The 26,923-nt window shown below is 62.5% G+C and carries 21 protein-coding genes and 2 tRNA genes; 7 read left to right on the top strand and 16 right to left on the bottom strand.

From position 1 onward, the window contains the following. Positions 1–7: 7 nt before the first annotated feature. The 4 genes from M5B96_RS07460 (at position 8) to M5B96_RS07445 (ending at position 4,101) form a co-directional block, all read left to right on the top strand. Positions 8–913 (top strand): LysR family transcriptional regulator, encoded by a 906-nt coding sequence (locus M5B96_RS07460; protein WP_248796055.1) that lies wholly within the window; start codon positions 8–10, stop codon positions 911–913. A gap of 293 nt (positions 914–1,206) precedes the next feature. Then, positions 1,207–2,406 (top strand): nicotinate phosphoribosyltransferase, encoded by a 1,200-nt coding sequence (gene pncB, locus M5B96_RS07455; protein WP_248796054.1) that lies wholly within the window; start codon positions 1,207–1,209, stop codon positions 2,404–2,406. Positions 2,407–2,465: 59 nt separating this feature from the next. After that, a complete protein-coding gene (gene nadE, locus M5B96_RS07450; protein ID WP_248796053.1) occupies positions 2,466–3,293 on the top strand; it encodes an ammonia-dependent NAD(+) synthetase in 828 nt (275 codons plus the stop codon). A gap of 112 nt (positions 3,294–3,405) precedes the next feature. After that, positions 3,406–4,101 (top strand): hypothetical protein, encoded by a 696-nt coding sequence (locus M5B96_RS07445; protein WP_248796052.1) that lies wholly within the window; start codon positions 3,406–3,408, stop codon positions 4,099–4,101. A 28-nt stretch (positions 4,102–4,129) separates the two neighbouring features. On the opposite strand, the gene azu is transcribed toward M5B96_RS07445, so the two are convergent. Further along, the gene (azu, locus tag M5B96_RS07440; protein WP_248796051.1) at positions 4,130–4,576 is read right to left on the bottom strand and encodes an azurin; all 447 of its coding nucleotides are present in this window, start codon (positions 4,574–4,576) and stop codon (positions 4,130–4,132) included. A 419-nt stretch (positions 4,577–4,995) separates the two neighbouring features. Here azu and M5B96_RS07435 point away from each other — a divergent pair, with 419 nt between their 5' ends. Then, the gene (locus M5B96_RS07435) at positions 4,996–5,172 is read left to right on the top strand and encodes a hypothetical protein (protein WP_248796050.1); all 177 of its coding nucleotides are present in this window, start codon (positions 4,996–4,998) and stop codon (positions 5,170–5,172) included. A gap of 110 nt (positions 5,173–5,282) precedes the next feature. Here M5B96_RS07435 and M5B96_RS07430 read toward each other — a convergent pair whose 3' ends face one another. From M5B96_RS07430 to rnr, 14 genes are all read right to left on the bottom strand, one after another. Then, the gene (locus tag M5B96_RS07430) at positions 5,283–6,194 is read right to left on the bottom strand and encodes a transglutaminase family protein (RefSeq protein WP_248796049.1); all 912 of its coding nucleotides are present in this window, start codon (positions 6,192–6,194) and stop codon (positions 5,283–5,285) included. After that, complete coding sequence (locus M5B96_RS07425; protein WP_248796048.1) at positions 6,194–8,680, bottom strand: circularly permuted type 2 ATP-grasp protein; 2,487 nt, start codon at positions 8,678–8,680, stop codon at positions 6,194–6,196. Before M5B96_RS07425 ends, M5B96_RS07430 begins: the two co-directional genes overlap by 1 nt. An 87-nt stretch (positions 8,681–8,767) precedes the next feature. After that, positions 8,768–12,043 carry a DUF2126 domain-containing protein gene (locus M5B96_RS07420; protein WP_248796047.1) on the bottom strand — a complete coding sequence of 1,092 codons (3,276 nt, stop codon included), beginning with the start codon at positions 12,041–12,043 and terminating at the stop codon, positions 8,768–8,770. Positions 12,044–12,225: 182 nt separating this feature from the next. Beyond that, a complete protein-coding gene (locus tag M5B96_RS07415; RefSeq protein ID WP_248796046.1) occupies positions 12,226–12,684 on the bottom strand; it encodes a hypothetical protein in 459 nt (152 codons plus the stop codon). Beyond that, a complete protein-coding gene (locus tag M5B96_RS07410) occupies positions 12,684–13,139 on the bottom strand; it encodes a hypothetical protein (RefSeq protein ID WP_248796045.1) in 456 nt (151 codons plus the stop codon). The genes M5B96_RS07415 and M5B96_RS07410 overlap by 1 nt, the downstream gene beginning before the upstream one ends. Next, the gene (locus tag M5B96_RS07405) at positions 13,136–14,056 is read right to left on the bottom strand and encodes an NAD synthetase (protein WP_248796044.1); all 921 of its coding nucleotides are present in this window, start codon (positions 14,054–14,056) and stop codon (positions 13,136–13,138) included. The genes M5B96_RS07410 and M5B96_RS07405 overlap by 4 nt, the downstream gene beginning before the upstream one ends. 218 nt (positions 14,057–14,274) lie before the next feature. Beyond that, the gene (locus M5B96_RS07400; protein ID WP_248796043.1) at positions 14,275–16,578 is read right to left on the bottom strand and encodes a YgiQ family radical SAM protein; all 2,304 of its coding nucleotides are present in this window, start codon (positions 16,576–16,578) and stop codon (positions 14,275–14,277) included. 95 nt (positions 16,579–16,673) lie between these two features. After that, entirely contained in the window at positions 16,674–18,071 is a 1,398-nt protein-coding gene (dnaB, locus tag M5B96_RS07395) for a replicative DNA helicase (RefSeq protein WP_103495657.1), read from the bottom strand. A gap of 127 nt (positions 18,072–18,198) precedes the next feature. Beyond that, a complete protein-coding gene (gene rplI / locus M5B96_RS07390) occupies positions 18,199–18,645 on the bottom strand; it encodes a 50S ribosomal protein L9 (RefSeq protein WP_017125059.1) in 447 nt (148 codons plus the stop codon). A 19-nt stretch (positions 18,646–18,664) separates the two neighbouring features. Continuing rightward, complete coding sequence (locus M5B96_RS07385; RefSeq protein WP_248796042.1) at positions 18,665–19,567, bottom strand: hypothetical protein; 903 nt, start codon at positions 19,565–19,567, stop codon at positions 18,665–18,667. Positions 19,568–19,603: 36 nt separating this feature from the next. Then, entirely contained in the window at positions 19,604–19,834 is a 231-nt protein-coding gene (gene rpsR / locus M5B96_RS07380) for a 30S ribosomal protein S18 (RefSeq protein ID WP_002551829.1), read from the bottom strand. Between the two features lie 28 nt (positions 19,835–19,862). Further along, positions 19,863–20,285 carry a 30S ribosomal protein S6 gene (rpsF, locus tag M5B96_RS07375; RefSeq protein WP_040063859.1) on the bottom strand — a complete coding sequence of 141 codons (423 nt, stop codon included), beginning with the start codon at positions 20,283–20,285 and terminating at the stop codon, positions 19,863–19,865. A 302-nt stretch (positions 20,286–20,587) separates the two neighbouring features. After that, the gene (gene rlmB, locus M5B96_RS07370) at positions 20,588–21,349 is read right to left on the bottom strand and encodes a 23S rRNA (guanosine(2251)-2'-O)-methyltransferase RlmB (RefSeq protein WP_177090496.1); all 762 of its coding nucleotides are present in this window, start codon (positions 21,347–21,349) and stop codon (positions 20,588–20,590) included. After that, on the bottom strand, positions 21,346–23,958 hold the full coding sequence (rnr, locus tag M5B96_RS07365; RefSeq protein ID WP_248796041.1) for a ribonuclease R: 2,613 nt from the start codon (positions 23,956–23,958) through the stop codon (positions 21,346–21,348). Before rnr ends, rlmB begins: the two co-directional genes overlap by 4 nt. A 224-nt stretch (positions 23,959–24,182) precedes the next feature. Between rnr and M5B96_RS07360 the strand changes: the two genes are divergently transcribed. Both M5B96_RS07360 and M5B96_RS07355 read left to right on the top strand, forming a co-directional pair. Further along, a tRNA-Leu gene (locus M5B96_RS07360) sits at positions 24,183–24,269 on the top strand. 228 nt (positions 24,270–24,497) lie between these two features. Beyond that, positions 24,498–24,584: transfer RNA gene (locus tag M5B96_RS07355), tRNA-Leu, on the top strand. A 277-nt stretch (positions 24,585–24,861) separates the two neighbouring features. Here M5B96_RS07355 and M5B96_RS07350 read toward each other — a convergent pair. Continuing rightward, positions 24,862–26,796, bottom strand: a complete 1,935-nt coding sequence (locus tag M5B96_RS07350; protein WP_248796040.1) for a methyl-accepting chemotaxis protein — start codon at positions 26,794–26,796, stop codon at positions 24,862–24,864. Positions 26,797–26,923 lie beyond the last annotated feature (127 nt).

Here is a 26,923-nt window from a genome sequence, read left to right as displayed (position 1 = left end):
CCCGTCCATGCTGAATAAAAGATACCTGCCTTCGATCACCGCCCTGCAATGCTTCGAGGCCGTCACCCGGCATCTGAGCTTCACCCGCGCGGCTGAAGAGCTGAACCTGACCCAGAGCGCGGTGAGCAAACAGGTCGCGCAGCTGGAAGAGCTGTTGCAGCACCTGCTGTTTCGCCGGGTACGGCGACGCCTGCAACTGACCCCGGCCGGCGATCTGTACCTGGTGGAAGTCCGAAAAATCCTGACCCAGGTGGAGATGTCGACCCACTACCTGCGTTCCTACGGCGGTGAAACCGAAGTCCTGCGGGTGTCCACGCCCTCGACCTTCGGCGCCCGCTGGCTAGTGCCGCGGCTCAAGGGCTGGCGCCTGCGTCACCCGCATATCCACCTGGACCTGTGCAACGAACAGGAGGCCGACGACCTGCTGCAGGGTCGTAGCGACCTGGCGTTCTATTTCGGCCAGGGTTCGCGTCCGGGCACCGAGTGCGTGAGGCTGTTCGGCGAAGAGCTGGTGGCGGTGTGCGCGCCGGCCTGCCTGCCGGAGCAACCGTTCAGCGATCCGACGCAGTTGAGCGAACTGGTCCTGCTGCAGAACGCCTCGCGCCCCCAGGCCTGGCACGACTGGTTCGACAGCCAGGGTTACCACACCGAGCACAGTTACCACGGGCCGCGTTTCGAGACCTTCTATATGTGCATCCGCGCCGCCCAGGTCGGCTGCGGCGTGGCCTTGCTGCCCAGGTTCCTGGTGGAAGAGGAACTGATGGAGGGCAAGCTGGTGCTCGCGTGGCCCCATGCGATGCCCAACCACGACGCCTATTACCTGGCCTACCCGGAGCATTCGGCCGAAGTGCCGAAGGTCCGGGATTTCGTCTCCTGGATGCTGGAGCAGCTTGGTCCTCTCACTCACAGCTGATCCCTTGTGGCGAGCGGGCTTGCCCGCGCTGGGCTGCGAAGCGGCCCTAGAACCTGTGAATCCGGTGTATCAGGCAGACTGAGATAGCCTGTTTTGCGACTGCTGCGCAGTCGAACGCGGGCAAGCCCGCTCGCCACAGAGAACCTGTGGGAGCGGAGCTTGCCCGCGAAGGGGCTGGCACCTACAGCAAAAATTGCTGGTAAAACGGCCCGCGGATATGCGCCACTAGCGATCTTCATTCAAGAACTGCCAGGACGCCGCTGTAACGCGCGACCGGCATGGAGATTCCCCTTATGAGCGATAAGGCCTTTGGCGATCGCATTGTGCAGAACCTGCTGGACACCGACTTCTACAAGCTGACCATGATGCAGGCGGTGCTGCACAACTACCCCAACGTCGAAGTCGAATGGGATTTCCGCTGCCGCAACAGCGAAGACCTGCGTCCGTACCTGGCGGAAATCCGCTACCAGATCGAACGCCTCGCCGAACTGAGCCTGAGCGCCGACCAGCTGGGCTTCCTGGAGCGCATCAGCTTCCTCAAGCCGGACTTCCTGCGCTTCCTCGGCCTGTTCCGCTTCAACCTGCGCTACGTCCACACCGGGATCGAGAACGGTGAGCTGTTCATCCGCCTGCGCGGCCCGTGGCTGCATGTGATCCTGTTCGAAGTGCCGCTGCTGGCCATCGTCAGCGAAGTGCGCAACCGCTATCGCTATCAGGAAACCCTGCTGAGCCAGGCCCGCGAACAGCTCTACCGCAAGTTCGACTGGCTCAGCGCCAACGCCGCCGCCGATGAACTGGCGGAGTTGCAGGTCGCCGACTTCGGCACCCGCCGACGCTTCTCCTACCGGGTCCAGGAAGAAGTGGTCAGCGTGCTCAAGCACGACTTCCCCGGACGCTTCGTCGGCACCAGCAACGTGCACCTGGCGCGCGAATTCGACATGAAGCCGCTGGGCACCATGGCCCACGAGTGGATCATGGCCCACCAGCAACTCGGCCCACGGCTGATCGACAGCCAGATCGCCGCGCTCGACTGCTGGGTCCGCGAATACCGTGGCCTGCTCGGCATCGCCCTGACCGACTGCATCACCACCGATGCCTTCCTCAAGGATTTCGACCTGTACTTCGCCAAGCTCTTCGACGGTTTGCGCCACGACTCCGGCGACCCGGTGATCTGGGCCGAAAAATGCATCAATCGTTATCACCAACTGGGCATCGACCCGATGAGCAAGACCCTGGTCTTCTCCGACAGCCTCAACCTGCCCAAGGCCCTGGAGATATTCCGCGCGCTGCGCGGTCGGATCAATGTCAGCTTTGGCATCGGCACCAACCTCACCTGCGACATCGCGGGGGTGGAACCGATGAGCATCGTGCTTAAAATGACCGCCTGCAACGGCCAGCCCGTGGCGAAGATCTCCGACGAGCCGGGCAAGGCCCAGTGCAAGGACCCGAATTTCGTGGCCTACCTGCGCCATGTGTTCCAGGTCAGCGGCTAGGAACTCGCCAGGCCGTACCGACCAACCCGTTCCAGACCCCATCCCGCAAGGAGTGAATCATGCAAGCCGTACAGCGCCAGATTGCTGAACAGCTCAAGGTCCAGCCACCGTTCGCCGACCAGGCCGCCCTCGAAGCCGAAGTGGCGCGACGGATCGCCTTTATCCAGGATTGCCTGCTGAACTCGGGGCTCAAGACGCTGGTGCTGGGCATCAGCGGCGGCGTCGACTCGCTGACCGCCGGCCTGCTGGCCCAACGCGCCATGCGTGAGCTGCGCGAGCGCAGCGGCAACCAGGATTACCGCTTCATTGCGGTGCGTTTGCCCTACGAGACCCAGTTCGACGAACATGAAGCCCAGGCTTCGGTGGACTTTATCGCCCCCGACGAGCGCCACACGGTGAACATCGGCCCGGCGGTGAAGTCGCTGGCAGCGGAAGTCGCCGCCTTCGAAGGCAAGGCCGCGGTGTCACGGGACTTCGTCCTCGGCAACACCAAGGCGCGCATGCGCATGGTCGCGCAGTACACCATCGCCGGGGCCGCCCATGGCCTGGTGATCGGTACCGACCACGCGGCGGAAGCGGTGATGGGCTTCTTCACCAAGTTCGGTGACGGTGCCTGCGACCTGGCGCCCTTGAGCGGATTGGTGAAAAACCAGGTCCGGGCCATCGCCCGGCACTTCGGCGCGCCGGAGTACCTGGTGGAAAAGGTCCCCACCGCCGACCTCGAGGACCTGGCCCCGGGCAAGCCCGACGAAGCCTCCCACGGCGTCACCTATACCGAGATCGACGCCTTCCTGCATGGCGAGCCGGTACGCCAGGAAGCCTTCGATATCATCTGTCGGACGTACGAAAAAACTCATCACAAACGTGAGATGCCATTTGCGCCGTGATTTATTCGGCAGGAATGTCGTAGGAAACATCTCTTTTCCCGCGTAACACTTGAGGCAGCATCGGTCACTGGGCAGTCTTCGCCGCATCTTGTTGTTGGCAGGGCCCCATCCGATGTTGCTCAATCGCAAATACCCGAAGCTGCAAGCGCAACCCGTGCTCCGATCCCCCTGGTCCTTTCCGTTGCTCGGAGCCCTCGCGATCATCTGTTGGGTCGCCACCGCCGCCAGCCCCCTCGACAACCCCGCCGCCGGCCAACCCAGCGCCGCGCATTTTTCGCTGATCGTCCAGATGCCGGCGCAAACCGCCTTGCAGGCCAACGCCCACTACATCCCGAAAGCCAGCCAACTCGGCTGTCCGTATCAGCCCACGGTGCTGCACTTCAATACCGCGCTCGGGCAAACGCCCCACAGCACCGACTTCAAGGTGCCCCTGGGCTACGAATTGCCTGACTGCAAACTGTATCTGAGTGAAGTGAGCTTCGAGACCGAGGCGCTGTACGGACCTGACAACCTGAACCGCAGCATCACCCATAGCGGCTCGATTGCCGTGCGCGACAACCTGCGCCCGGGTGTGTCGGGTTTTCCAAGTTCGGGGGAAAAACACTATGAGGGTTTGTGCGATTGGGAGATCAGCGACCCCGATGCCCTCTTCGGCCCGGGCCAGGTACTCACTTGCCACGCACTGGACGATCAGGGGCGGCTGATCGGCGGCAATCGCAAACCCTCCAAACTCGGCGGAACCCTGAGCCTGGAGGACCTGCAAGGCAAACGTATTCGCCTGGATCTCAAGATGAAGGAGCAACCCTGAGCGTTGGCGCCAGGGTTGCGGCAAGCGTTTACTTGACGGCGAGCGTGCCTTTCATGATCGAGTTGTGGCCCGGGAACGAGCAGAAGAACGCATAGCTCTCACCGGCCGTCAGTTTCGATACGTCGAAGGTGACCGAATCCTTCTCGCCGGCACCGATGATCTTGGTATGGGCGATGACCCGGGTGTCACCATCCTTCAGGTAGTTCTTGTCGATCCCGGCGGCCATGCCGTCGGTTGCGATCCCGGGCATGTCGGCGGCCTTGCTCAGCACCCAGTTATGGCCCATGACGTTCTTCGGCAGGCTGCCGGAATGGCTCAGGTTCACGGTAAAGGTCTTGCAGCTCTTGTCGATGCTGATGTCCTTGACGGTGTAGGACATCTGATCGGTGGAGTCGACATCGACCTTGCATTCGGCGGCAAGCAACTGGCCGCTGGCGAGGGCCAACAGGGATACCGCAACAACTTTGGCGAACATGGTGAATCTCCAAGGCAGGGTATGAAAATCAGGGAATCAAATGGGAAGACTGCCCGAAATCAAGAGCAGTCCCCCTGATCTGAATCAAGAAATTGTATACAATCCTAAGCTATCGCTTCGATGGATACAATCAACCAGCCAGACGAACTGGCGCCCTCTAACATTAGGACGTTCTCACTCACCGGAGCGTCTAAAATGTCTATCAACAGCCTGTTGCAAAGCTTGCTCGCCGCCTACGCCTGTGGTGCCAGCGGTACCTTTGAAAGGCCGTCGCGCGAGGTTTAATCCTTGGAGAGTCGCCGGCCAACCTTTACTCTGGGGCCAGCCTGTCGCGAAAAACCATTGTTTCGTGTGCTGCGCCACGAACACAGGCAGAATACGCGCCGCTCAACCTCACCTTCGACCCCAGAGGATCGCCCATGGCCAAACCCAATTACTCCTTTGCCAAACGTCAGCGCGACCTGGCCAAAGAGCAGAAGAAAGAGGAAAAGCTGCAACGCAAGAAAACCACCGCCGAAGAAGAGGCCGCGGCCTTGTTGAATCCGGAAGCGGAAAGCGAAGCAACCGAGGCGCAGGAACCAACACCGAACGCCTGATCGACTGATTACACCGAAACCTGTGGGAGCGGAGCTTGGTCCGGGCGGCGTTCCGACGAAGCTTTTGCCGGTCTTGACGCCCCATCGCCGGCAAGCCGGCTCCCACAGCCTCAGTTGAGCGGCCGCCCCACCTCGCCCATCGGCATCACCGTTACCCGCACTTCCGGGTCATGGCTACCACCTCCCAGGATCACCCCGCGCAACGGCGACACATCGGAGAAATCCCGGCCCCAGGCCAGGGTGATGTGCTCCAGGGCCGGCTGCACATTGTTGGTCGGATCGAAATCCACCCAGCCCGACACCGGACAGAACACCGACACCCAGGCATGCGAGGCATCGGCGCCGATCAGGCGCGGCTGGCCGGGCGGTGGCTGGGTCAGCAGGTAACCGCTGACATAACGCGCCGCCAGACCCCGCGAGCGCAGGCAGGCGAGCATCAGGTGGGCGAAATCCTGGCAGACCCCGCGTCGCCGCTCCAGCACCTCCACCAGCGGCGTGGCGACCTGGGTCGCCTCGGCATCGAAGGTGAACTCGCTGAAAATCTTCTCCATCAGCGCCTGGACCCCCACCAGCAACGGCCGTCCGAGCGGGAAGCAACTCTCGGAAAACTCGACGAAGCTTTTCTTCAGATGCACATAGGGTGATTCGAAGCGATAACGACACGCCTCGAGAATCTCCGGATTCAATACCTGGCCACTGTAGGTCAGGGCGCTGCGGGTAGCATCCCAGGCGGTGGAGCGGTCGAAATCCACCGCCGGCCGCGCCAGCACCTCGACATTCAGCCAGGCGTTGACCAACAGCTCGTCATGGGGCCGCTCGAACGCCAGGCGGGTCAACGGATTGCCGAACACATCGAACTCATCGCGGCGGCTGGTCGGCTCGGGGCTGATCTGCAACATCTGCTCGCTGCACACTTGCCAGTCACAGGCTCGCGGCCACAGGTGAGCGAGTTGCTGGGCCAGGGACACCGGGCTGTCGTAGTGATAATGGGTATCGTGGAAAATCTGGTAGAGGGCACTCATCACACGGACACCGTCTGCTGGCTGACATCGTCGACATGGGCAAAATGCCGCAAAGCCAGGCGATCGGAGACCTGGCCGCTGGCATCGGCGATTTCCTGCAACAGCTCGGCCAGGCCGTCGAGCACGTCGCGCACGCCGGTCTCGCCGAACAGGGCGCTTTCCAGGTTGCCGAGATCGAAACGCCCCAGGCGCTCGGCCAACTGGCTCAATCCCGACTCCCGTGGAACCCCGAAGTCATCGTTCAAACGACGCAAGGTACGGCTCACCAGCTTCAGTTGGAACAGCACCGCATGGGGGTTCTGCTCATCCAGCAGCAACAGGTCGAGCACCGGGATCAGTTGCGGCACCGCGAGGTAGCGCGAGCGATAGGTGATGCTGCTGTTGCCCAGCTCCAGCAACCACGCCAGCCCGGCCTGATCGAACACCGCGATGCCACGCAGGAAGGCCGCCAGGCTGCTGCTGAGAAATTGCAGGCGCTCGATGCGCCGACCGATCATCAGGAAGCGCCAGCCCTCGTCGCGGGTCATGTCGTCCAGGGCAAAACCGGACAACGCCGCCAGGGACATGACCAGACGGTTGAGGAAATCCAGCAGTTCACCGAAGTTCGGGTCTTCGCTTTCCAGGCTCAGGGCTTCGCGTTGCAGTTCCACCAGCGCCTGCCAGTTTTCCCGCGACAGCTTGCCGCGCACCTGGGACGCCGCCCACTGCAAGCGTTGCAGATTGGAGCGCAGGCTGAACGGCCAATCGTCGCCGAGCAGGGCCGCCAGCAGGCGCTCGGGCAACTCGCCCTCCTCCGGCAGCAGCATCAGGCTTTCGCCGAGCTCCACCGCCGCCTGCAAGGCCTGGGGATCGTCGCCGTCGACGTAACGCGCGAGCATGATCCGCAACAAACGCGCACTGTCGTCGCAACGCTCGCAGTAGCGACCGAACCAGAACAGGTTTTCCACCACCCGCGACGGCAGGTAGGGATCGCGCCGCACCAGGTCGCGGACCCCAAGAGAACGCTGGGTGCGCCATTGCTCGCCGCTGGGCATGCGCTCGCTGAGCACCCAGGTGTCCTTGCTCGCGCCACCGCGCTGCATCGACACCACCTCGGCGTCGGCCTCCGCCGCCACCCGTGTCAGGCCGCCGGGCAACACCCGATAACCGTCGGCGCTAGCCACCGCATAGACCCGCATGCCAATGGCCCGGGGTTGCAGGGCACCCTCTTCGGCTTGCCAGATCGGCGCCTGGGACAACTGCGCCAGCTCCTGGGCTACATAGGCGTAAGGCCGGGCGCGTATGCGCTCGGCCAGGGCCTGGCGTTGTTCGTCATTGAGGTCGCGGCCGAACACCGGGACAAAACTCTGTGACGGAAACGCCGGCTTGATCAGCAGTTCCGGCAGTTTTTCCAGGGCCTGGGCCAACACCGGCGGTTCGCCACACCACCAGGTGGCGATGGACGGCAGGATCAATTCCTCGCCGAACAGGTGCTGGTTGATCTGCGGCAGGAAGCCCAGCAGGCCGGGCGACTCCAGCACGCCGCTGCCCAGGGCATTGGCCACCAGCACCCGGCCCTGGCGCACCGCTTCCAGCAGGCCGGGCACGCCCAGGGCCGAGTCGGTGCGCAGTTCCAGCGGATCGCAGAAGTCGTCGTCGAGCCGGCGCATGATCGCGTGCACCCGTTGCAAGCCGCTCAGGGTCTTGAGGTAGACCGTGGCGTCGCGCACCGTCAGGTCGCCGCCTTCCACCAGTGGATAACCCAACTGGCGCGCCAGGTAGAGGTGTTCGAAATAGCTTTCGTTGAAACGCCCCGGGGTCAGCAGCACCACCAGCGGCGCCTCGGCATCGCTGGGTGCCTGGCGGACCAGGGTTTCCTGCAGGGTACGGAAGAACCCGGCCAGGTGATGCACCCGCAGGTCGCGGTACAGGTCGGGGAAGGCCCGCGACACAATGGTGCGGTTTTCCAGGGCATAGCCGGCCCCGGACGGCGCCTGGGTCCGATCCGCCGTGACCCACCAGCGCCCGTCGGGCGTGCGCGCCAGGTCCACGGCGAACAGGTGCAGGAAGGTTCCGGCCGGCGGCTGGATCCCTTGGCAAGGCCAGAGGAAATTGTTGTGGCCGAAGACCAGCTCGGCGGGCAGCAGGCCGTCGCGAATCAGGGTCTGCGGGCCATACAGATCGGCCAGCACCGCATTCAGCAGGCGCGCGCGCTGGGCGATACCCGCCGCCACCCGCTGCCATTCGTCGGCGGGAATGATATGCGGCAGCAGGTCGAGCTCCCAGGGCCGGTCGGCGCCCTTGGGATCGGCGTAGACGTTGTAGGTCACGCCGTTTTCCTGGATCTGCCGGGCCAGCAAGGCCTGGCGCTGGGCCAGTTGCGCAGGCGTGCTGCGCTGCAACTGCTCGAGCAGCGGCCGCCAATGCGCACGCACGGCGCCGCCGTCGTCCAGCAGTTCGTGATAGGTCCCCGGTGTCAGCGGGTAGCGGTCAAGCAGGTCGGGCATGGAAAGCTCGGCAGACGGCAAGGGCAATCAGGTTAACGCAGACAGATGACGCACGGATACGCGAAAACTCCGTGCGCCCTGCCAGCTTTATGTGTGTCGCAGGTCCAACGTCATCGGCAGTTCGTCGTTGATCTTCAACGGCGGGATCGGCAGCGTGCCGGGACTGTGGCCGAGGCGGAAGAAGCGCGCCATGCGCCGGCTTTCCGCTTCGTTGGCGTTGACCGGCAAGGTTTCGTAGTTGCGCCCGCCCGGATGGGCGACATGATACTGGCAACCGCCCAGGGAACGATGCATCCAGGTGTCGAGCAGGTCGAACACCAGCGGCGCGTGGACCGGGATGGTCGGTTGCAGGCAGTTGGCCGGTTGCCAGGCACGATAGCGCACCCCGGCGACAAATTCGCCGACCCGCCCGGTGGGTTGCAGCGGCACCGCCACGCCGTTGCAAGTCAGCAGATAGCGTTGCGGCGCCAGGCCGCTCAACTTGACCTGCAAGCGCTCCAGGGATGAATCCACATAGCGCACCGTGCCGCCGACCGCGCCCTCCTCGCCCAGTACATGCCAGGGCTCAAGGGCCTGGCGGACTTCCAGCTCGATGCCGTTGACCGCGTAGTCGCCGACTTTCGGGAAACGGAATTCCAGGTGCGCGGCGAACCATTCGGCGCGCAGCGGATAACCGGCGGCGTTGAGGTCGACGATCACATCGGCGAAGTCCTGCTCGATAAAGTGCGGCAACAGGAAGCGATCATGCAGTTCAGTACCCCAGCGCGCCAACTTGGGCGGGGCATAGGGCTCGCGCCAGAAGCGCGCCACCAGCGCCCGTAGCAGCAGTTGCTGGGTCAGGCTCATGCGCGCATGGGGCGGCATTTCAAAGGCACGCAGTTCCAGCAGGCCAAGACGCCCCGTGGCGCCGTCCGGCGAGTAGAGCTTGTCGATGCAGAACTCGGCGCGGTGAGTGTTGCCGGTCACGTCGATCAGCAGGTTACGCAACAGGCGATCGACCAACCAGGGCGGACACTCCTCGCCCGGCTGCGGCATCTGCGCGAAAGCGATTTCCAGCTCGTACAGCGAGTCGTTGCGCGCTTCGTCCACCCGCGGGGCCTGGGAGGTCGGGCCGATAAACAGCCCGGAGAACAGGTAGGACAGCGACGGGTGGTTATGCCAGTAGCTGATCAGGCTGCGCAGCAGGTCCGGCCGCCGCAGGAACGGCGAGTCCGCCGGCGTCGCGCCGCCGAGGACAAAATGGTTGCCGCCGCCGGTGCCGGTATGGCGCCCGTCGATCATGAATTTTTCGGTGGTCAGGCGAGTCTGGCGCGCCTCCTCGTAGAGGAACTCGGTGCGCTCGACCAACTCGTCCCAACTGGCGGACGGCTGCACATTGACCTCGATCACGCCCGGGTCGGGGGTGATCCGGAAATTCGCCAGGCGTGCATCGTGGGGCGGCTCGTAGCCTTCCAGCAATACCGGACAATGCAGCTCCTCGGCGGTGGCTTCAATGGCGCTGACCAGCTCCAGATAGTCTTCGACCCGCTCCAGCGGCGGCATGAACAGATACAAGCGCCCGCCCCGGGCCTCGGCGCACAAGGCGGTGCGGGTCAGCCAGGCCGCCGACTCGTCGATCTTCGGTACCCGCTCCTCGCTGACCACCGGCTCGCCATGGACCTTGAGGGCGGTGGTATCCGGCAGCTCCGGCAGATCCTGGTTGGGATCGGTCGAGTGCACGAAGGGATATTCCGCCGCTGTCACCCACGGCTGCGAGGCCAATGGCAGACGGTAACCCAACGGCGAATCTCCCGGCACCAGCCGGCAATGGCTGTCCCGCAGGTACCAGCGCCCGCTCTGCCAGCGATCATTGGCGGCGGTGCGGGCCAGCGGCAGCACCTGGCCGATGACCTTGTCCAGGCCCTGGGAGAACACCTTGCGCAAGCGCGCGCGTTCCAGTTCGTCATCCAGTCGCGGATCCGTGGCCGTGACGTTGATCGGCAACTGCCCCTCGCGCCACAGGTAGTAGAAATTGTCCTCGTAAGCAGGAAAGACAAAGCGGCTCGGCAGTTTCAGACGTTCGGCGACACTCGCCAGGAAACGCCCGGCCGTTTCGCCGTCGGCACCGTAGTCTTGCTGCTCGTCGGCGATCAGCGCGCTGTTGTGCCAGATCGGCACGCCGTCGCGGCGCCAGTAGCTGTTGAGCGACCAGCGCGGCAACTGTTCCCCCGGGTACCACTTGCCCTGGCCGAAATGCACCAGGCCTTGCGGCGCATAACGCTGGCGCATGCGCTGGAACAGTTCGGCGGACAGCCGGCGTTTATCCGGGCCCAGGGCGGCGGTGTTCCACTCGGCGCCGTCGGGGTCATCAATGGAGACAAAGGTCGGCTCGCCGCCCATGGTCAGGCGCACATCGCCTTCGAGCAGGTCGGCGTCGATCTGCCGGCCCAGGGCCTGGATCGCCAGCCACTGTTCCTCGGTGTAGGGTTTGGTGACACGCGGCGCCTCCCAGATCCGCTCCACCGACATCTCATGGCTGAACTCGCACTCGCAAGGTTCCACCAGGCCGCTGATCGGCGCCGCTGACGACGGATCGGGGCTGCAGGCCAACGGAATATGCCCTTCCCCGGCGAACAGCCCGGAAGTGGCGTCCAGGCCGATCCAGCCAGCACCGGGCAGATAGACTTCGCACCAGGCGTGCAGGTCGGTGAAGTCGACCTCGGTGCCGGACGGGCCGTCGAGGGCTTTCACGTCGGCGGTGAGCTGGATCAGGTAGCCGGAGACAAAGCGCGCCGCCAACCCCAGGTGCCGCAGCAGCTGCACCAGCAGCCAGGCCGAGTCGCGGCAGGAGCCGGAGGCGTTGACGAGGGTCTGCTCGGGCGTCTGCACGCCGGGCTCCATGCGGATCAGGTAGCCGATGTCTTCGCTCAGGCGCTGGTTGAGAGCCACCAGGAAATCCACGCTGGGCAGCGGCGTGCGGTCGATGCCGTCCAGGTAGGCCTGGAACTTGGGCGTCAGCGGCAGTTTTTCCAGATAGGGCGACAGCTCGTGCTTTTCATCGGCGGCGTAGGTGAACGGGATTTTCTCGGCATAGGGTTCGAGGAAAAAGTCGAACGGATTGAACACCGCCATCTCGGCGACCAGGTCGACCTCGATGCGCAGTTCCGCGGTTTTTTCCGGAAACACCAGACGCGCCAGGTAATTACCCTGGGGATCCTGTTGCCAGTTGATGAAATGCTGCTCGGGCTGGACCTTCAGCGCATAGGACAAAATCCGCGTGCGACTGTGGGGCGCCGGACGCAGGCGAACAATCTGCGGACCGAGCTCGATGGCGCGTTCATAGCGGTAATGCGTGACATGGTGCAATGCGACATGGATCGACACGGCGTGCCTCCTGCGAGCCTGGGCTTGAACCGACGCGCGCAAGACTTATGCCACTTGGCCAAGTCCTGCGCTTTCGGCGTGAGTCGTGCTCGCTCAGCTAAGCACAGCACCAGAATGGCGCCAGCTTGAGGGCGTAGTGCAGAGAGTCGCACAGAAAGAGGGCGAATGGTCGAACAGCGCTCTCAGCGTGGTTTGCGCCGGGCCCCCAGGGCATTTTTCAGGGCTTCGCGCTGGTGACGGATGTCGACGAGCTTGCTGCGCATTTCGCGGTGGCGCCTGCTGTTGAGCAATAGCAGACCCAGTAGCGGAAACAGCACAGCCAGTGCATGGATGACTTTATGCGGATGATCCTCGATGGTCGGCAATACGCCCAACAGGCATACAACCAGCACCCCGGCCAGCCCCCAAACCCACTGCGGCCTGCCGCGCACCAGCATGAAATTGCAATGCACCACGACCAGGGTGATCGCCATGCCACCCAGCATGGACCAGGTTGCTTGTTCACCCAGCGAGGTGTCAGGGAAATAAAAATCCGTCATCAAGGGAATAGCGCAGGCCAGCGAGACCAGCATCGCGAAGATAGCGCCGATGAACGTCGGGAAATAGCGCGCCAGGAAACGGGGCAGATCCACCAGGAGCATCAGGCTCGACGCTGTGCCTGAGCGCGCTGCAGCTTCTCCCGCTGCGCACGGATATCCACCAGCTTGCGCCGCATGCTCCGCTGACCACGACTGTTGAGAAACAGCAGACCCAGCAAGGGGAACAACAATCCCAGCCCATAGAGGCCTCGATGAGGGTCATACGTGATCATCGGCAACACGAACAACAGGCAGGCCCCGAAGACGCCGATCAGCAACCACACCCATTGTGGCCGGCCCCACAGCACCATGAGGTTGCCATGAACGATCAGCAGCGTCAGTACCGCCCCCGCCAGGAGAATGTATAACCCGCTGTCGGCCAGTGGCAGCTGCCGGAAGTAAGTTACGAAGGCCAGGACGACACTCAACCCAAGCGAAAAATAAGCCGCAAAGATTCCGGCGATAAACCCGAGAAAGTGTTCGCGGAAAAAGCCACGCAGTGTCAGCTCCTCACTCACTCGTCAAACTCCTCGTAGAGTCCCACGGCGATGGTTTTGACATTGCCGGACAAGGCGCTTCCGGTCAGGCCGATGGCCGCGCCGAGGGAGTCCTTGATCTGGGTGATCGTGCCGTGCTTGAGCTGGGTGGTTGTATAACGCTTGGGCAATTCACCTGCCAGCTGCCGCAGCTTGAGCATCTTCGAGGTCATCCGCGGGTCGTTGATGCTCAGCAGCTCCTTGGTCAGCTTGGACCGCTCCTGCCGGTTCAAACCACGCAGCACCTCACGTAGGGTTTTCCCAGTGGTGGCCCTGGCGACCCGCACCAGCTTGATGGTGGTGAGGGCGGAAGCGCCGACGCCGACCAGCGAGGCCGCATCCAGGCCGATGGATGCGTTCTGGTACCAGGCCTCGCTGTCCAGCCAGTCATTCACTTCGGGCTTGGCGATTTCCAACCCCGTGCGGATAACACCGTTGACGCACTGCAAGCTGCTGGCACCGGCGGCGGTATAAGCGATGGCGACCACCACCCCACTGGCACCCGCCGTAAAAGGCACCAGGACACTGCCACTGGCGATCACCACCCAACTGATCACTGCACCAGCGCATGACAGTGTGGTGTTCACCGCCTCCATCGCCAGGCGCGACTCGCGTGGATTGCTTTGCACCTGCTGGGCGAATTGCGTGGGCGCAATGTACTTCTGCGCCTCGCGCAGGATGATGCGCTTGGGCTTGATGCTGCAGATCGGCTGGAACTCGCGCAGGGTGACGACGTTGAAGTCGGCGTCGATATAGACCACCCCGGCCCCGACGATGCCTGGGTCGGCGTCAATCGCCGCAAAGAGTCGCGGTAAGTTGATCTGGCTCTCGATACGTTGGCGAGCGAGAAATTGCGAGGGGCTGGAATCCATGCCGATGCCAGGGAGCGGGTTGCTCACGGGTATTCATCCTTGAGAAGACTTGCGTCGGGTGACGTGGGAATCGCGCCACCTTAACAAAGGACTCGGGGTCCCACTAGAACGCAAAAGGCCATCAGGGCCGCTTCGCAGCCCGGCGCGGGCAAGCCCGCTCGCCACAAACCTCAGCCTGGCTTGAGATCGCTTTCAACCGACGGGCATTGAACCAAGCACATCAACCAGGGCAGTCCAGGCTGTAATCAGCGCGGCACCACCGGCTTGCGGGTCGGCTTCTTGCCTTTGCCCTTGGCCGCGTCGGCACGTTCCTTGGCCGCCTGCTGGTTACGGGCAAACGCGGCGGCCTTGGCCTGTTCGCGCTTGTCCCAGGCATTGCCACCATCGCTGCCACGCGGCGGCAGGCCGGTGTGCTGGGTGAGGATCTTGGTGGTCGTGTCCTTCGCCACTTTGTGGCTGCCGGCCGGTGTCGAGTTCTTCCGGCGCGCGCTCTGGTAGCTGTCGGTCGCCGGCTGGTGCAGCGGGATCAACTGGTCCTTGCCCGGCCCGATCAGGTCGCCACGGCCCATGCGTTGCAAGGCCTCGCGCAGCATCGGCCAGCCCTTCGGATCGTGGTAGCGCAGGAACGCCTTGTGCAACCGGCGCTGCTCCTCGCTCTTGACGATGGTCACCGCGTCGCTCTTGTAGGTGACCTTGCGCAATGGGTTCTTGCCCGAGTGGTACATGGCCGTGGCGGTGGCCATCGGCGACGGGTAGAACGCCTGCACCTGGTCGGCGCGGAAACCGTTGCCCTTGAGCCACAGCGCCAGGTTCATCATGTCTTCGTCGGTGGTGCCCGGGTGCGCGGCAATGAAGTACGGAATCAGGTACTGCTCTTTCCCGGCTTCCTTGGAGTACTTCTCGAACATGCGCTTGAACTTGTCATAGCTGCCGATGCCCGGCTTCATCATCTGGTTGAGCGGACCTTCCTCGGTATGCTCCGGGGCGATCTTCAGGTAACCGCCGACGTGGTGGGTCACCAGTTCCTTGACGTACTCCGGCGACTCGACCGCGAGGTCGTAGCGCAGGCCGGAAGCGATCAGGATCTTCTTCACCCCCGGCAAGGCACGGGCACTGCGATAGAGCTGGATCAGCGACGAGTGGTCGGTGTTCAGGTTCGGGCAGATACCCGGGAACACGCACGACGGCTTGCGGCACGCGGATTCGATTTCCGGGCTCTTGCAGGCGATGCGGTACATGTTCGCGGTCGGCCCGCCGAGGTCGGAAATAACCCCGGTAAAACCCGGCACCTTGTCGCGGATCTCTTCGATCTCGCGAATGATGGACTCTTCGGAACGGTTCTGGATAATCCGCCCTTCATGCTCGGTGATGGAGCAGAAGGTACAGCCGCCGAAGCAGCCGCGCATGATGTTCACCGAGAAACGGATCATCTCGTAAGCCGGGATCTTCTCCTTGCCATACGCCGGGTGCGGGACACGCTGATAAGGCATGCCGAACACGTAGTCCATTTCTTCGGTTGTCATCGGAATGGGCGGCGGGTTGAACCAGACGTCCACATCACCATGCTTCTGCACCAGCGCGCGGGCGTTGCCCGGGTTGGTTTCCAGGTGCAATACGCGGTTGGCGTGGGCATACAGCACCGCATCGCCACGGACCTTTTCCACCGACGGCAGGCGGATCACGGTCTTGTCGCGGGTCATGCGCGGGCTGGCCAGGATCTGCACGACCTTGGCTTCCTGCGGATCTTCAACCGGCCCCTTTTCCTGCTCGATGGCACAGGCCTGGGTGTCCTGGGTGTTCACGTAGGGGTTGATGATCTTGTCGACCTTGCCCGGCCGGTCGATGCGCGTGGAGTCGACTTCGTACCAGCCAGCCGGCGTGTCACGACGAATGAACGCGGTGCCGCGCACATCGGTGATGTCTTCGATCTTGTGGCCATAGGACAGGCGCTGGGCGACTTCGACAATCGCCCGCTCGGCGTTGCCGTAGAGCAGGATGTCGGCGCTGGCGTCAATCAGGATCGAGTTGCGCACGCGGTCCTGCCAGTAGTCGTAGTGGGCGATCCGGCGCAGCGAGGCCTCGATGCCGCCGAGGACGATCGGCACATGCTTGTAGGCTTCCTTGCAGCGCTGGCTGTAGACCAGGCTGGCGCGATCCGGCCGCTTGCCGGCCAGGCCGCCCGGCGTGTAGGCGTCGTCGGAGCGGATTTTCTTGTCGGCGGTGTAGCGGTTGATCATCGAATCCATGTTGCCGGCCGCTACCCCGAAGAACAGGTTCGGCTCGCCGAGCTTCATGAAATCGTCCTTGGACTGCCAGTTCGGCTGGGCAATGATCCCGACGCGGAAGCCCTGGGACTCCAGCAGCCGGCCGATGATCGCCATGCCGAAGGACGGATGGTCGACGTAGGCATCGCCGGTGACGATGATGATGTCACAGGAATCCCAGCCAAGCTGATCCATCTCTTCCCGGCTCATGGGCAGGAAGGGCGCAGGCCCGAAACATTCGGCCCAGTACTTGGGATAGTCAAATAACGGCTTGGCTGCTTGCATGGCGATGACCGGTGTCGAGATGAAAATTCGCGGGCGCGGAATATAGCACAAAAAATAACCAAGTCCGACCGTTATAGTCGGAAATCGGCGGGGCCTTACTCGTCGTCGTCGAAGTTGTAGCTGCCCGGAGCCAGGTTCTCGAAGCGCGTGTATTTGCCGATAAAAGCCAGGCGGATAAAGCCGATCGGGCCGTTCCGCTGCTTGCCGATGATGATTTCGGCGATGCCTTTATGCTCGGTTTCCGGGTGATAAACCTCATCGCGGTACACGAACATGATCACGTCGGCGTCCTGCTCGATCGCTCCGGATTCACGCAAGTCGGAGTTCACCGGGCGCTTGTTCGGCCGTTGCTCGAGGGAGCGGTTGAGCTGGGACAGGGCCACCACCGGGCAGTTGAATTCCTTGGCCAGGGCCTTGAGGGACCGGGAGATCTCGGAAATCTCGTTGGTCCGGTTGTCGCCGCTGGACCCGGGGATCTGCATCAGCTGCAGGTAGTCGATCATGATCAGGGCGATATCGCCGTGTTCACGTACCAGGCGCCGGGTCCGCGCGCGCATTTCCGACGGGCTGATACCGGCCGTATCGTCGATGAACAGCTTGCGGTCGTTGAGCAGGTTGACCGCCGAGGTCAGGCGTGGCCAGTCGTCGTCTTCCAGGCGACCGGCGCGGACCTTGGTCTGGTCGATCCGCCCGAGGGAGGAGAGCATACGCATGATCAGCGACTCGCCGGGCATCTCCAGGGAGTACACCAGCACCGCCTTGTCGCTGCGCAGTACCGCGTTCTCCACCAGGTTCATGGCGAAGGTGGTCTTACCCATGGACGGACGGCCGGCGACGATGATCAGGTCGGACGGTTGCAGACCGCTGGTCTTCTCGTCGAGGTCGGTGTAGCCGGTGGACAGCCCGGTGATGGCGTTGTCGGTGTTGAACAGCGTATCGATCCGGTCGATGGCCTTGGTCAGCAGGTCGTTGACGCTGACCGGACCGCCGGTCTTGGGCCGTGCTTCGGCGATCTGGAAGATCTGCCGCTCGGCCTCGTCGAGAATCTCCGCCGCGGTCCGCCCTTGCGGGTTGAATGCGGTGTCGGCGATTTCAGTGCTGATGCCGATCAACTGGCGCAGGGTCGCCCGCTCGCGAACGATCGCGGCGTAGGCCTTGATGTTGGCCACCGACGGGATGTTCTTCGCCAGCTCCGTCAGATAGCCCAGGCCGCCGACCTGCGAGGTCTGCCCTTCCTTGTCCAACTGCTCGGCCAGGGTCACCACGTCGATCGGCATGTTCTGATCGGCCAGCTTGGCAATGGCGCGGAAGATCAGGCGGTGGTCATGTCGATAGAAGTCGCCGTCCGAGACTTGATCGAGCACGCGCTCCCAAGCGTTGTTGTCCAGCATCAGACCACCGAGCACAGCCTGTTCGGCCTCGATGGAATGCGGCGGCACTTTCAGCGCGGCGGTTTGCAGATCGTATTGCTCGGGAGCGGAGATATCGTTCATGGCCACTTGGAATCAGGGGGGTTGCAAAAGGACGTTGCCAAAAAAACAAAGGGCACGACCTGAATGAACAGAGTCGTGCCCGATGTTAACCGTCTGGCGCACAAGTCGCCAGACGATTGGGTACTGCTTAAGCAGCCACCACGACAACGCGTACGGTTGCTTCGACTTCGGCGTGCAGGTGCACGGCCACGTCGAATTCACCCACGTTACGGATGGTGCCGTTCGGCAGACGCACTTCGCTTTTTGCCACTTCAACGCCGGAGGCGGTCAGGGCATCAGCGATGTCGTGGGTGCCGATCGAACCGAACAGCTTGCCTTCGTCACCGGCGGTGGCAGTGATGGTCACTTCCAGCTCAGCCAGTTGGGCGGCACGCGATTCAGCCGAAGCTTTCTTGTCTGCTGCGGCTTTTTCCAGCTCAGCGCGACGCTCTTCGAACGCAGCCAGGTTGGCAGCGGTCGCAGCGGTGGCTTTGCCGAATGGCAGCAGGTAGTTACGACCGTAACCGGCCTTAACGTTTACCTTATCGCCCAGGTTGCCCAGGTTGGCGATTTTTTCCAGAAGGATCAGTTGCATGTGGAAATCCTCTTAACTTTTAACCTTCACCGTTCGCGGAACCGTTATCGGCATCTTTCGACGCCAGGCGTCCGCGAAAATCAATCAGGCTGTCGACAATGGCCAATACCATGAGCAACGGACCGAGCAAGTGCATGAATGGCACGAGCGTGACGTACAACCCCACCAGCCAGAAACTGGCCAGCTTCTTCTGCGCCACCAGCCCGTGAATCAGGGCCAGGCCGGCGAAGACCAGCGGAACACTGCACAGCGGCAACAGAATCAATGCATGCAGGCCGATAAACGGCGCGACAAACATGACGGCCAGCAGCGACAGCGCCACCTTCCTGGGGATCCGGATCGCGCGAAACTCGCGCCCGAAACCACCGGGGTTGTACAACAACGCTTGCCAATAGCGCCCAAGAATCAGGCACATCACACTAAAGACCTGCAGCGAGATCGCCGTCGAGGTGATCAACAGGGGCACGGCCAGTGACGCGAGGAACGCTCGCTGATCTACCGACAACTTGTGGTAGACCTCACCGAGAGCCAGCGGCACGACTTGTTCAAACGTCTGCGCCAACCCTTCGATGAAGGGACTGAAAATCGTCCCCAGACTCACCGCACATGCCAACCCTACAGCCATGCTGACCAGCAGCACGCGGTTCCAGGAGTAGCCGGCGCGTAAAACCAGCGCCAGGCTGCAAGACCCGAGCAGCACCAGAAGGGCCGTGGGGTCTTTCTGGATGTTGAAGTGCCAGAACAGCAGCACCGACAACACACCCAGACCAATGACGCCAAGGGCGTCCGAACCGCGCCGCAGGAGCACAAGGCACCCGGCGGCGGCACTCAACCAGAACAACAGCGGCAATGCCGCAGATCCGGCCACGACGAGCATGGCCTGCATACGTCCGCGCATGATGAAACCAGCTAAGGCGCGCATGCATTCAATCCTTTACTACGTGTCGACTGCCCGGTCTCAGCGGCCGTGGCTGTCGGTGTAGGCCAGCAGGGCCAGGAAGCGGGCGCGCTTGATAGCGGTGGCCAGCTGACGCTGATAACGAGCTTTGGTACCGGTGATACGGCTTGGAACGATTTTGCCGGTTTCGGATACGTAGGCTTTCAGGGTGTTGAGATCTTTGTAATCGATCTCTTTCACGTCTTCAGCGGTGAAGCGGCAGAATTTACGACGACGGAAGAAACGTGCCATGTAATTGGCTCCTCAAAAGGTCCGTGGATTACTCGTCAGCGTTATCGCTGGCGTCGCTGTCATCACCCTCAACGCCATCGGCGTCGGAGTGCTCAGGACGGTCGCGACGCTCACGGCGCTCACTGCGGTTTTCTTCAGCCTTGAGCATCTCGGACTGGCCGGTAACGGCTTCGTCGCGACGGATGACCAGGTTACGGATCACAGCATCGTTGTAGCGGAAGTTGTCTTCCAGCTCGGCCAGGGCCTTGCCAGTGCATTCAACGTTCAGCATCACGTAGTGAGCCTTGTGAACATTGTTGATTGCATAGGCCAGTTGACGACGGCCCCAGTCTTCCAGACGGTGGATTTTGCCGCCGTCTTCTTCGATCAGCTTGGTGTAACGCTCTACCATGCCGCCGACTTGTTCGCTTTGATCCGGGTGGACCAAAAAGATGATTTCGTAATGACGCATGAATGCTCCTTACGGGTTGTAGCCTGCCGCTCAAAAACGGTCAGACAAGGAGTGAATGACACTTGTGTGTCTTGCCTGGAGTAGGCACAGATGCGCCAGCCATCACGGCAAGGGGCGCAATTGTAGAGAAGGGGGGCGAGGGGCGCAAGACAATTGGTGATTATTTGAACAACATCACCCACCGATGCGCACCCGTGCATGTGGATGCAGGCAACCTTGTGGCGAGCGGGCAAGCCCGCACGCCACAAGACCGCGCTCGGCTTAAAACTTGCGAACAAGCCGGCATCGGCCAAGGCCTCAGATCAGGCCTTTTTGCTAGCAGCCTTGACACTGCGCTGGCGCAGCGCTTCGAACAGGCACACACCAGTCGCCACGGAGACGTTGAGACTGCTGACGCTACCGGCCATCGGCAGGCGCACCAGGTAGTCGCAATGCTCGCGGGTCAAGCGCCGCATGCCCTTGCCTTCGGCGCCCATGATCAGGATGGTCGGACCGGTCAGGTCCTGCTGGTACAACTCCTGCTCCGCCTCGCCCGCCGTACCGACAACCCATAGACCGCGCTGCTGAAGTTTTTCCAGGGTCCGCGCGAGGTTGGTCACCGCCACCAGCGGAATCACTTCCGCCGCGCCGCAGGCCACCTTGCGCACCGCCGGGGTCAGGGTCGCCGACTTGTCCTTGGGTACCACCACCGCTAGCGCACCCGCCGCATCGGCCGTGCGCAGGCAGGCGCCGAGGTTATGCGGGTCGGTCACGCCGTCGAGCACCAGGATCAACGGCGCGCCTTCGGTACGATCGAGCAGTTCGTCGAGCATCGCCTCACCCCACACCTGGCTCGGACTGACGTCCGCGACCACGCCCTGGTGCACGCCTTCGACCCAGGCATCCATCTCGCGACGCTCGGCCTGGCCGACCGACACGCGGTTTTCCGCGGCCAGCCCCAGTAACACCTGGACCCGTGGATCACTGCGGCCTTCGGCCAGCCAGATCTGCTTGACGCGTTTCGGGTGATGACGCAACAACGCCTCTACGGCGTGTACGCCGTAGATTTTTTCCAACTGACTCATGACTTGCCCTTGGGTTTACGTGCCCCGCCGCTTTTCGCGGGACCAGCGCCCGCTTTTGGCGGGCCTTTACGATGCTTGCTCGGCTTTTCCGGCGGAGTCCCGCGTGCGGGCTTTCCCTCGGTCTTGCCTTTACCGCCGTTCTTGGCTTCGGCCAACAACGCCTGCTTCAGTTCACGACTTCTGCGCACTTCGGCGTTTTTTGCCGCCGCATCGCTGGGACGATAGGCATCGTCCGATTTCTTCGCGGTCACGCCACGGCGCCCGGCCTTCGCCGGCTCCGCTGCTTTCTCGACCGCTGCCGGAGCAGGAGCGCTGGTTTCAGCCCCGCGCTTCTTGCGACCGATCGGCGCATTGAGGGTTTTCTCGGCCATTTCGAAGTCGATCTTGCGCTCGTCGAGGTCGACGCGCATGACCTTCACTTCCACCGTATCGCCGAGACGGAAGCTGCGACCGGTACGCTCACCCGCCAGGCGGTGATGAACCGGATCGAAATGGTAGTAATCACCCGGCAAGGCGGTGACATGCACCAGGCCTTCGACGTAGATATCGGTCAGCTCGACGAACAAGCCGAAACCGGTCACGGCGGTGACCACGCCCGGGAACGACTCGCCGACGCGATCCTTCATGAACTCGCACTTGAGCCAGTTCACCACGTCGCGGGTCGCTTCGTCGGCACGCCGCTCACTCATCGAGCACTGTTCACCCAACTGCTCCAGCGCCGCTTCGTCGTACGGATAGATCCGCGCCTTCGGAATGGTCATCGCGCCGGCACGCCGCACGTGCGGCGTATCCTGCTTGGAGTGGATGACGCTGCGGATCGCGCGGTGCGTCAGCAGGTCCGGGTAACGGCGGATCGGCGAGGTGAAGTGGGTATAGGCCTCGTAATTCAGGCCGAAGTGGCCCTGGTTATCGGCGCTGTACACCGCCTGGCTCAGGGAGCGCAGCATCACGGTCTGGATCAGGTGGAAATCCGGGCGGCTCTGGATACTGGCCAGCAACGCCTGGTAATCCTTCGGCGACGGACCGTCCTTGCCCTTGTGCAGGGACAGGCCCAGCTCACCGAGGAAGGCCCGGAGTTTTTCCAGGCGCTCCGGCGGCGGGCCGTCGTGGACCCGGTACAACGCCGGAATCTCGTGCTTCTTGAGGAACTCGGCGGTGGCCACGTTGGCCGCCAGCATGCACTCCTCGATCAGCTTGTGTGCATCGTTACGGGTGGTCGGACGGATTTCCGCGATCTTGCGCTCGGAACCGAAGATGATCCGCGTTTCCTGGGTTTCAAAGTCGATGGCGCCACGGGTATGCCGCGCCGCCAGCAATACTTTGTACAGGGCGTAGAGCTGCTTGAGATCCGGAACCACTTCCGAATACTCGCCACGCAGCTTCTTCGCCTCGGTGGTCTTCGGCTGCTCCAGGATCGCGCTGACCTTGTTGTAGGTCAGGCGTGCATGGGAGTGGATCACCGCTTCGTAGAACACGTAGTCGGTCATCTGCCCGCTTTTGTTGATGGTCATCTCGCAGACCATCGCCAGACGGTCGACATGCGGGTTCAGCGAGCACAGGCCGTTGGACAATTGCTCAGGCAGCATCGGTACGACGCGCTCGGGGAAGTACACCGAGTTACCGCGCACCTGGGATTCGGCATCCAGCGCCGAACCGATCTTCACGTAGCTGGAAACGTCGGCAATCGCCACGTACAACTTCCAGCCGCCGGAGAACAGCCGCAGCTTGCCCGGCGTGGCTTCGCAATAGACCGCATCGTCGAAGTCGCGGGCGTCTTCGCCGTCGATGGTGACGAACGGCAGATGGCGCAGGTCAATGCGCTTCTCCTTGTCCTTCTCCTCGACTTCCGGCTTGAGCTTGGCCGCTTCCTTGAGCACGGCCTCGGGCCAGACGTGGGGAATGTCGTAGGTGCGCAGCGCGACATCGATTTCCATGCCGGGCGCCATGTAGTTGCCCACCACTTCGATCACGTCGCCCTGGGGCTGGAAGCGCGGCGTCGGCCAGTGGGTGATCTTCACCTCGACGAACTGACCGACCCGGGCGTCGGCGTTGCGGCCCGGGGTCACCAGCACTTCCTGCTGGATCTTCGGGTTGTCCGCCACGACGAAGCCGATGCCGCCTTCTTCGAAGTAACGCCCGACGATGCTTTCGTGTGCCCGGGACACCACTTCGACGATCACGCCTTCACGGCGCCCGCGCCGGTCCAGACCGGAAACCCGTGCCAGGGCGCGGTCGCCATCGAACACCAGGCGCATTTGCGCCGGGCTCATGAACAGGTCGTCGCTGCCGTCGTCCGGGATCAGGAAACCGAAACCGTCGCGGTGACCGGCGATGCGGCCGAGGATCAGGTCAAGCTTGTCCACCGGCGCATAGGTGCCGCGACGGGTGTAAATCAGTTGCGCATCGCGCTCCATGGCACGAAGGCGGCGGCGCAGAGCCTCGATCTGATCCTCAGTGGTCAGGCCGAACTCATCCACCAGCTCCTCGCGACTGGCCGGCGATCCACGCTCGGACAGGTGCGCCAGGATAAGTTCGCGGCTAGGAATGGGGTTTTCGTATTTTTCCGCTTCACGAGCGGCCTCGGGATCGAGGGACTGCCAATCGGCCATTAGATAAATTTCACCTTGTCTATATGCGGGTTAGTTTGGCATACGCGTATTGAAACGGGAAATTTCAGGCACATAGGCGGCCTTAAAACCCATTTGTCGGCGTGAAAAATGCCATGAGAAGCACATTGAAGCGTTTTTCCAAGTTTTTTTCATGACAGGGGTTTACACTTCAAAGGCGCCTCCGTATAGTGCGCGCCATCGACGACGGAGACGTTGGCGATACTGCCCAGATGGTGAAATTGGTAGACACGCCAGCTTCAGGTGCTGGTGACCGCAAGGTCGTGGAAGTTCGAGTCTTCTTCTGGGCACCAATTCAAGTTTCAGAGTAACACTCTGGAATCTCACAAAAACCCGCGAAAGCGGGTTTTTGCGTTTCAGCTCCCGGAAAACAAGCTGAACCCTCACGCCCCACCCCAGCATGGCCCGACGAACCGCGAACTCGCACCTGAGATTTAATTAAAAGCAAAAACAGGGGTTTACAGATCAAAAGGCTCTCCGTATAGTGCGGTCCATCAACGGCGTGCAACGCTGCTGATGCTGCCCAGATGGTGAAATTGGTAGACACGCCAGCTTCAGGTGCTGGTGACCGCAAGGTCGTGGAAGTTCGAGTCTTCTTCTGGGCACCAATTCAAGTTTCAGAGTAATGCTCTGGAATTTCACAGAAACCCGCGAAAGCGGGTTTTTGCGTTTATGGCCCCATCATTTCTCCTGAACACACCACACCCATGTGGCTGCCCAGCCACAGGTCCGTACTTTGTCGACCTTGAGACCCTCTTCGCGGGCAAGCTCCGCTCCCACAGTGTCCGCGCCTGACCACAGATTGGCGCAGAGACACAAAACCTGTGGGAGCAGAGCTTGTCGGATCGCCGCACCGCCGCGAAGAGGCCGGCACTGACGCCCCGGTCAGGCCCGGAACTGCCCCAGGCTCGCCTTGAGTTGCCCCGCCAGGCTGTCCAGCACCTTGCCGCTGGCCGTGGTCTCCACCACCGCCTGCGCCGCACGCTCGGCCTGGGCATGGATCACCTCGACCCGCCCACGCACCGCATGCGCGCCCTCGGCCTGATGGGCCGCCGCCTGGGTCGCCAGGCCAATCGCCGCATGCACCTGCTCCACCGAAGACTGCACGCTCTGCTGCAACTTCACACTGCTGCGCAACACCGCCAATCCCTCACTGGCCTGGCGCCCCGCCTGGCCGATAGCGGCCACGGCCTCCCGCGCGCCCTGCTGCAAGGCACCGATATGCGCCTGGATATCACCCGTGGAACTTTGCGTCTTGCTCGCCAAGGCCCGCACCTCATCCGCCACCACGGCAAACCCGCGACCGGTTTCACCCGCCCGCGCCGCTTCGATGGCCGCGTTCAGGGCCAGCAGGTTGGTCTGCTCGGCAATCCCGTGGATCACCGTCAGCACCACCTCAATCTGCTCACTCTGCTGCGCCAGCCGCTCGATCACCTTGGCACCGGTATCCACCTGCCCGGCCAACGCCTCGATCAGATTGCCGACCTGGGTCGAAGTCCGGGTGTTTTCATCGGTCGCCTGGCGAATATCCACCACCTGCTTCAATGCCGCCTGCATCGCATGGCTTTCGGTCTGCGCATCGTCAGCCATCTTCGACAATTCGCGCAGGCTCTGCGCCACTTCGTCACGCTGCAAATTCGCGGCCGCATCGGCACCGGCATTGCGCAAGGTCATCTGGCCGATTTCCACCCCGGTACGCTGGGCCACATCCCCCGCTTCGCGCACGATCGGCTGCAACTTGTCGACAAAGCGGTTCACCGCCGAGGCCATGTCGCCAATCTCGTCATTGCTGTTGAGCTGGACCCGCTTGGTCAGGTCCCCCTCCCCGGCCGCCAGGTCATTCAGGGCCGCAATCAGCAGATGCAGCTTGTTCACCACTCGCCGCCCGAGCACCACCGCCAACAACAGCAACACACCGAGACCGACCAGGGCCAGGCCCATGCCGATCCGCCAGCGCAAGGTCTGCGCCGCGTCCTGCACGGTTGCGGTGGTGTTGGCCTGCATTTGCGAAGCAGTGGCCTGGGCCGATTGCAAGCGGGCCTGCATGGCCTTGGAACTGTCCGCCGACGCCCCTTGCAGGCTGTCGCCCACCAGCTTGTCGCTGCTGGCGATCAAGGCCGCGAAACGCAGGTCCAGGGCCTTCAGGTCGGTCTCGACCGAGGCCGTGGAAACCCCCATGCGAACCTTGCCGATCTCCACGCCATTGGGGCTGATCGAAGCTTCAAGGTAGTAGACCGACGGATCGTTCTTCGCCGCGCTGAGCACCTTGTCCAGCGCCCGCTCCCCCTCACCCTTTGCCAAAAGAGCCTGGTTGATCGGGTTTTCCCGGTTCAGGTAGCGGGTCAGGTGCTCGCCGGTCGCATCGTCATAGACTACGAACAGTACGTTCGGATTACGCTGGGCACGGCGGGCGAACTCGGAAAGTGTCGGCACATCGTTATCCCACATGGCCCGGGGGGCCACGGAGGCGAGCAATTGCGCCATGTCATTGGCCGAATCCTTCAGATCCTTCTCCAACGCAGTGCGCAACTGGCCCTGCTCATCCTTCAGTCGCGAGGACAAACCGCTGTTCAGGCGCTGGCGCGTATTGACCGAAAGAGCATCAAGACTTGACGTAACTTCCTTGCCCGCCTGCTCCAACTCGCCGGACAACTTCTGGCTGTCGATACCCAGGCGAGCGCCCAGATCCGCCTCCAACGCAGTCACCGTGCTTCGGGTCAGAGCGACCGCCACCAGCACCTGCACCAAAAGGGCGATACCCAGGGTAACGAACACAGGCCGCAATAGACGGCTTTGTAACAGTGAGAGAATGGCCGACACTGGAGATTCCTCGACTTTGGCGCCATTAATTTGATGGCACCCTTTTTAGAGGATAATCCCAGCAAGGCTCGTGCCGAACAACAGGCAGAAACGACAAAGGGCCCCAAAAGGGACCCTTTGTGATCTA

This window comes from Pseudomonas sp. MWU13-2105 (genome assembly GCF_023242315.1).
Lineage (GTDB): Bacteria > Pseudomonadota > Gammaproteobacteria > Pseudomonadales > Pseudomonadaceae > Aquipseudomonas.
Note: the sequence above shows the minus strand (reverse complement) of the source record. Positions and strands in the feature narration are given on the sequence as shown.